The organism is Endozoicomonas sp. ONNA2 (genome assembly GCF_024606365.1).
Lineage (GTDB): Bacteria > Pseudomonadota > Gammaproteobacteria > Pseudomonadales > Endozoicomonadaceae > Endozoicomonas.
Genome location: NZ_JAHHPO010000305.1, coordinates 1 through 7,132, shown reverse-complemented (window position 1 = coordinate 7,132; position 7,132 = coordinate 1). Strand labels below are relative to the sequence as shown.

The following is a 7,132-nucleotide window of genomic DNA, read 5'->3' as shown; positions in this document are numbered from 1 at the left end:
TTCGAGATGTAGGCGCGTTTATGAAACATTCGGGTTAGGTAGATAACAAGGGTCTTTTTAACTTTTATCAGGTAATCTTCAGAATCCAGCTGATCCGGGTCAGCATTGGGGGGTAACTCCCCGAAATATCGAATAAATGGTTTATAGTCACTGACCGGTAATGGCTGTTCTTTGTCCGTACACCCGGCAACTCTTTGCAGCAACGCTTTTAATTCAGGACCGAGATTGCCTTGTGGCAAGTCATGAGTGGTACCGGGGCAGGATTGCACGTTAGTACAATCCATAGGGATTTCAGCATTGGCAGAAGGATAAGGCATATGTCTGATGGGCAAGCCGTCCTGTTCACCCCCTGAAGCCTCTTTAACCAGGTAGTTGCACCAGAGATGACCGGGTGAATCCCTGAAATGACCCGTGGGTTGGGATGAATAGGTCTGGGTATGTTCCGGATTCAGATCAACAGATGAAAGTGGCGAGTTCCCTGAAACATGCATTTTACTGATTACCTTGTTATGAATAATGATCTGTTTATTCGGTCTTGAGCCATCAAACTGGACCACCAGTTCAGTAAAAAGTTCCATAAACCAGAGTTTCAATCTGGAAATAGCGAGGAGCCTGTCGGACTTAAGACTGTCCTGCGGTTGCGATAAATTGGCCTGAAATTCCTGATTTTTCGTCAAATAGCCCCGCTATTCTACTCAGAAACATAAATTTTTATCCTCAATTTGCTGCCGCCGCACGACTGCATGGATGCAGGAACAGTTGCCGTGGGCATTGGATAACGATGGTTTCCCGAGAGATCGGGAAATGCTGGCACCAAAGAAGAGAGCGAAGCCTGATACCCAGAGCCTGCCCGCAAGAGAAGGCCGATAAAATCCCTTGATCTCGCTATGAAAATACAACTGCGGGGACAGCGGAACTTTTCGCCAGCCAGTTACTCTTAAGATTGTGGCACTGCCCCCCCTTATGGAAGTAGGTAGATATTCGGTTTTGCCAGGGTCCAGGGGGCTATTCGTCAGTGACCATATCACTATTTCGGAAAACGGCAGTCCAAATAATCGAACCAACTATCGAGGTATTATTATGAACCCGACATCATTCCGGCCAGTTACCGCTCCTGACACCCACCCTACTGAACCACCACCGTCGTATACCCCGTATCCTGTTGAGCGCCAGTCCGAGGGGCAAGCGGCCACCTATGTGCATGATAAGCTGCGTGAGGTGAGTCACAATCCCAATTTCCGAAAGTTGGTTTTAGAACGTGTCATCAAAATTCATAACGAATCGGCAGATTATTCGGCAGATCGGATAATGCTTGCCGGGCAGGATGATTTTACCGTCAAGTATCCAGAATTCGACAAGTGGATTGAAAAGAAACTGGCCTTTCTGGACAACAGGGATGTGATCAATTTTGCCTTTGCCAGCGGCCACCTCAGGGAATATTATCAGGCGGAGGATTTTTTCCGGGGCAACGCGGATAACATCAGAATCAACTTCTTCCGTCGCTATTTTTCTCTGGAAGGGAAGGATTCCGGATTTGCAAAGCTCACGCTGTTGCAAAGTTCCAACATTATCTACAAGTTGCAAATACCTTCCCTGGAAGACGCTTATCTTGATTGCCCTTACCTTGAACCCGTAGCACCATCGGCACAACAATCAGTGGACTGTTGTCAGTTTAACTTTCCAGCAGCATTCGAGGTAATCACCGATGCTGCTAGCCAGTGGAGAGATTTGGCATTCATTATGAGTGAATTCTTCCCCGGGGTTGAAGTCGATAAAATTAGATCGGAGTGTCGGGGAAATGTCACAAAAGCATTGCTCACCGTACTGGATAAAATTGCTCGCAGTGGGATGCGGACTGATGAGTTGACTGATGTGTTAATAGCAATAGGGCGGACGGATCTTTCTGAAAAACTGCAAAACCGCTTGCAACGCTTATAACGCCAACATCCGGCACCCTTCCCGTTCGATTGCCCGTCGGTCAGTTCGGAACCAGGCCCTGGAAATGGCTTTGTGATAATGGAACTTTTGGCCAGCCAGTCACTCTAATGGCAAGAGCACCCAGAGGGTTTATAATAACGATCATTGGAGCATCCTCATGAATGTTAACCGGGGCATGAACTGTTTTGCCTGCCAGAGCGATCACCACCAACCAAAGCCTGGCCAATGGACAACCACAGAACCGACCAAACAGCTACCCGGGCCTGCCAGGGAGGAGGAGAGACGAGAACTGCTCTGGGCAGCACAGAGTGGCCGCCTGGCGATTCGGCAAATTGAATCAGCGGATGAAGCCGGTTTCTTCAAGGGCAGTGGCACGCCAAAATCCTTTACCCTTGCCCAGCGGGGGATGCCCCGCAGGAAATGGGCAGATCAGAATAGATGGACGGTAGGCATCGTCGATCCCAACTGCCTGTATGTCTACAAGAAAGAGGCAGACTCCTGGCGGCTGGAACAAGGCGCCGCTGCGGATAAACTGGGCGTTAAACTGCTGTCTGACCTGCCATCATTGTCTGAAAAAGGTGAAGAGATACGACAACGAGCCTGGTGGAATGTGTATCCTCGTTCAACCCCGGATACCTCAGGAAATCTGGGGCCGGATGGAATGTTCAGTTTACCAAGACTGAAGCCCTGCAAATATAATGCCCCCAAACCGACCGCAACTAATTTTGATGCCCCCTTACCCCGTTCAGAAATCGTAGTCACCCCCTGTGGCAAAGCACACATCAAATGTTTTTTTGTTGAGCGTGATGACGCCAGAAATATTTCGGATATCCTGGTAAAAAAGCGCCGGTGTGAACGGGCATTGAAACTCCCCCTGCCACTGGTGGTATTTTGCCGCCACACCGGGTCTGTAGAGGTCTGTTATGATGATGAACTGGCCTCTGAACACCTGGACATAATTGAGGATTCTCTGGATGTTCTTGCCTCCTCCCGGCGTATACCTTCAGGCGAAATCAGGAGAAGAATGAATTTATTGCCAATGCCTTTGCAAGTACAGGCACTGAGTTCAGGATTTTCCATCCCGCCGGATGATCAACCGAAATGGCAACAGGCCATCCAGCTGGTGAGTAATCCCTGTGATGGCAATGACCAGGAGCTTCTGGCATTAAAAGCCAGTGGTCTGCCAATTCACCGCTGTTTTTTTCATCAGAGAAATATCACGTCATTGCTGGATATGTTCCTGATTTCTGAATCACTGAGATACACGGAGATCCCTGACCGGGAAACGGAATTCCCGGTTGATGAAGTTAACCCATTACTTCGGCTGCTTTTGAAGAGCGGGGCAACACTTGCTGCCCTGGGCTGGTCCTTAATTAAAAATATGGGAGAAAATCATCAACTGTTAATGCCACCGGACCTGTTCAATTATATGGTGGCTGCCTTTGCTCCATTCAAGTTCCTTACCTTGAAAAACCTTTGGAATATACCATTAACCACAGTGGCCCGTTATTCGGGAGCCATCATTGAATTTGACCGCATCTGCAAGGATTTCAATGATCAGCAACGGCAGGACTGCCTGAAAGAGGCATTATCTCGTCAGCGACTTTTTCAAAGACCAACCCTTGATACCCTGCAGTCCCACTTACTGGCCTTGTTTCATTACGGAGCCGTCCTGGACGAAGAGGTTATGGGTACGGTTAAACAAGATCTGGCGCATTCAGGTGACTATACAAGGCTGATTGATAACTTATCCGTGGCCAGTTTCATCGAATGGGTTGAAGGTCTCTGGACGACACGGGGAACCCACACTCTCTTCCAGAATTGGCCAGCACATGTCAAGCAGGCCCGTGTGCAACTCACGAAACTGAAACAATCCCTTGATCTGCCGGTCGATCCCTTCGCAGCGGTGACACCGGCGTTACAGTTCATGGTGGATGCCTTTGGCAAACCGCCGGTCTTGCCGAATAATGTCGGGGATAATGAAGACACTATCCTCAAGGTGTTACAGCATTATTACCGTCGCCCGGGACCGAAGCGGGTGATTGCCAGCCTGTACGACTTCTTGCCAGAAACGTGGAAAACACAACACGCCTGCAGCCATGTTCTGCGGGCCAGGAATAATGGACTCTGGTACATGGAATTGCTGGAGAGATGTCACGTTCACTCTTTTAATCCAGTCGAAAAAAGTCTCCTGCCATTGGCCATTATTTATCAGGATGCCGCAACTGAAGACGTCGATGAATCGGAAGCAAAAACCAGGTCAGCTGCTTACTTCAAACGGGACCTGGCCGGGCACTTCCCTGAACAGCTGCTTGATAAGGTCGCCCAGGCGATGGTCAGCATGGAAAACGATACCAGGGGTAAACCGGAGAACCTGACTGGCTCCGTGCGCTGGTATCTGCGCATATTACGCTTTGCTGTTCGTATGGACTATTTACGCCATTATGGGGTTGGGTCTGATTTTCCCGGATTGGCGGTGGCTCAGCCCAAGATTTTTAACCCGAAACACCTTGACCTGCCAGCGCAGTGGGCCGGAAATTTTACCTGTGAGTCGGAGCACAAAACTGAATTCCAACGGCATCTGGAAGCCGCCATGCACGGTGCGGCTAACCTGGTGCAGGTAACCCAATGCCCCGGGGACCGGCGCAAAACTCCTTACACCGAAGTCTACGGTCTGGTGCCCGATGGCAATAAAATCAAGATACAACTTGACCGGACAACAAAGCCCACGCAAACAATGGACCGATTTATTGATGATAATGTTCGTCGCAAAATAGCCCGGGAAGCCGGAATCATTACCTGTTCAGACCCCGGCCACCAAGCCTGCAAGGCGGATCAAGGCAAGGGAATCACTTATGGTATTCATAACAACTGGTACGATCTCCAGCAGGTGGTGATTCCGGCTGGAATGACACGGCTGGAAAAGATGCAGTACGAACATGATCCGTCACTGCTGAGCCCGGCAACACAACAGGCATTGGCGAAAGAGGTGCAGCGACTGAAGAGCGCAGGTATACGGATGAATACGGGTACCTTGACCCAGGAAACGCTGGCTTCGTGGGACGCCCGGAAAGTGCTGAAGGATCGGGGTATTGCCGTGGCCAGCGAGAAGCGTCCTTACCTGGCCAACGATGGCTTCCCGAGAGAATGGGAAATGCTGGTGCCAATAAAGATGGCGAAGCCTGATGCTCAAACTGCGCCCACAGGGGCAGGCCGATAAAATCGCCATGACCATGCCGCTGAGGACAATGGAGCCATAATGGAACTTTTTGCCAGCCAGTCACTCTAATGACGAGAGTACCCGTCCCCGGTGGAAGTGGGCAATAATAATTATTATTGGAGCGTCATCATGAATGTTAACCGGGACATGAACCCCTTCGCCGGTCTGCGCGATTACTACCAACGAACGTTGGCACCCAGCCTGAGACAACCACTGAACCGACACCCGGGCCTTCCAGAGAAGTGGAGCGTCAAGCACTGCGCCAGGCGACGGAGGGTGGGCGTCTGGCGATTCGGCAAATTAAACCAGCCGAAGTCACCAGTTACTTTAATGGCACACCAAGATCCTATACCCTTGCCTTGCAGGGGATGCAACACGGGCACCTGACAGGTCGATGGACAGTAGGCATCGTCGACCCGGATTGCCTGTATGTCTACAAACAAGTTCCAGGTGCCTGGCCGCTGAAACAAGACGCAGAGGCAGATAAACTGAACGTAAAATTACTGTCTGATCTGCCATCATTGGCTGAAAAACATAAAGAGATACAAGCACAGGCCGGGCGGGAGGTGTATGACCATTTTACCTCAGGGCATCTGGGGGCGGACGGAAGGTTCAGTTTACCGAAACTGAAGCACAACAAATATGATAGCCACAGAATTTGTGCAGTATATCCGTCAGGCTCCGTACCCATTCCACAACTCGTGGTCACCAACAATGGAAAAGCAGACATCAAATGCTTTTTTGTCGTGAGCGATGTCCCTCATACTATTTCGGATATTCTGCAGAACAAGCGTGACTGTGAACAGGCATTGGGCCTGCCCTCCCTGCCACTGGTTGCTTTTTGCTGCAACACCGGGTCGGCAGAGGTCTGTTATGATGATGAACTTGACTCTGAACATCTGGCCCTGATTGAGCGTTCTCTGGATTGTTTTGATCCTTCAGGGTATGTATTTTTATCCAATATCATGAGCACAATGAATTTATTGCCAATGCATTTACAAGCAGAGGCACTGAGGTCAGGATTGTCCATCCCGCCGGATGATCAACTTAAATGGCAACAGGCCATCGAGCTGGTGAGTAATCCCTGTCCTGACAGTGGCCAGAAGCTTCTGGCATGGAAAGCGAGTGGTTTGCCCATTCACCGCTATTTTTTTCATGAAGGAAAAATGACTTCCTTGCTTGATCTGCTCCTGATTTCTGAAACACACAGATACAGTAAGGATGACCGGGTAACGGAATTCCGGCTTGATGAAGTTGCCCCATTACTTCGGCTGCTTTTGCAGAGCGGGGCCATACTGACTGGATGTGGCTGGAACCTTATCCGACAGATGGGAGGCTGTGCTCAATCTTATGTACCACCGGACCTGTTCAATTATATGGTGGCTGCCTTTGGTCCCATTAAGTTCCTTAACTTGCAAAACCTTTGGAATATACCATTGACCCGTTGTTCCGGAGGCATCGTTGAATTTGACCGAATCTGCCAGAAGTACAATGATCAGCAACGGCAAGACTGTCTGATAGAGGTATTATCTCGTAAGCGACTTTTTCAGAGACCAACCCTTGATACCCTGCAGTCCCACTTACTGGCCTTGTTTCATTTCGGAGCCGTCCCGGACGAAGAGGTTATGGATACGGTTAAACGGGATCTGGCCTGTTTCGGTGACACTACAAGGCTGATTGAAAACTTATCCGTGGCCAATTTCATCGTATGGGTTGATCAACTCTGGAGGCAACGGAAAACCCACACGCTCTTCCAGAATTGGCCAGCACACGTCAAGGAGGCCAATCAGCAACTCAAGAAACTGAAACAATCCCTCGATCTGCCGGTTGATCGCTTCGCATTGGTGACACCAGCGTTACAGTTTATGGTGGATGCCTTTAGCAAACCGCCGGTCTTGCCAGATAATGTCGGCGATAACGAAGACACTATCCTCACGGTGTTACAGCATTATTACCGTCGCCCGGGACCGGAGC

4 protein-coding genes are annotated in these 7,132 nt (G+C 49.9%); 3 read left to right on the top strand and 1 reads right to left on the bottom strand.

The annotated features are described in order from the left end of the window. A partial coding sequence (locus KDK14_RS05535) for a hypothetical protein (protein WP_257264021.1) occupies positions 1 to 578 on the bottom strand: 578 nt, incomplete at its 3' end. Between the two features lie 502 nt (positions 579 to 1,080). Between KDK14_RS05535 and KDK14_RS05530 the strand changes: the two genes are divergently transcribed. The 3 genes from KDK14_RS05530 to KDK14_RS05520 all read left to right on the top strand — a co-directional run. Next, the gene (locus KDK14_RS05530) at positions 1,081 to 1,938 is read left to right on the top strand and encodes a death domain-containing protein (RefSeq protein WP_257264020.1); all 858 of its coding nucleotides are present in this window, start codon (positions 1,081 to 1,083) and stop codon (positions 1,936 to 1,938) included. 157 nt (positions 1,939 to 2,095) lie between these two features. Next, positions 2,096 to 5,158, top strand: a complete 3,063-nt coding sequence (locus KDK14_RS05525; RefSeq protein WP_257264019.1) for a hypothetical protein — start codon at positions 2,096 to 2,098, stop codon at positions 5,156 to 5,158. Positions 5,159 to 5,400: 242 nt separating this feature from the next. Further along, positions 5,401 to 7,132 (top strand): hypothetical protein (locus KDK14_RS05520; RefSeq protein ID WP_257264018.1); only part of this gene is annotated, 1,732 nt, incomplete at its 3' end.

What these genes read in the sequence shown, in the direction of transcription:
- KDK14_RS05525 (WP_257264019.1), top strand. Translation starts at nt 2,096, where the DNA reads ATGAATGTTAACCGGGGCATGAACTGTTTTGCCTGCCAGAGCGATCAC.
- KDK14_RS05530 (WP_257264020.1), top strand. Translation starts at nt 1,081, where the DNA reads ATGAACCCGACATCATTCCGGCCAGTTACCGCTCCTGACACCCACCCT.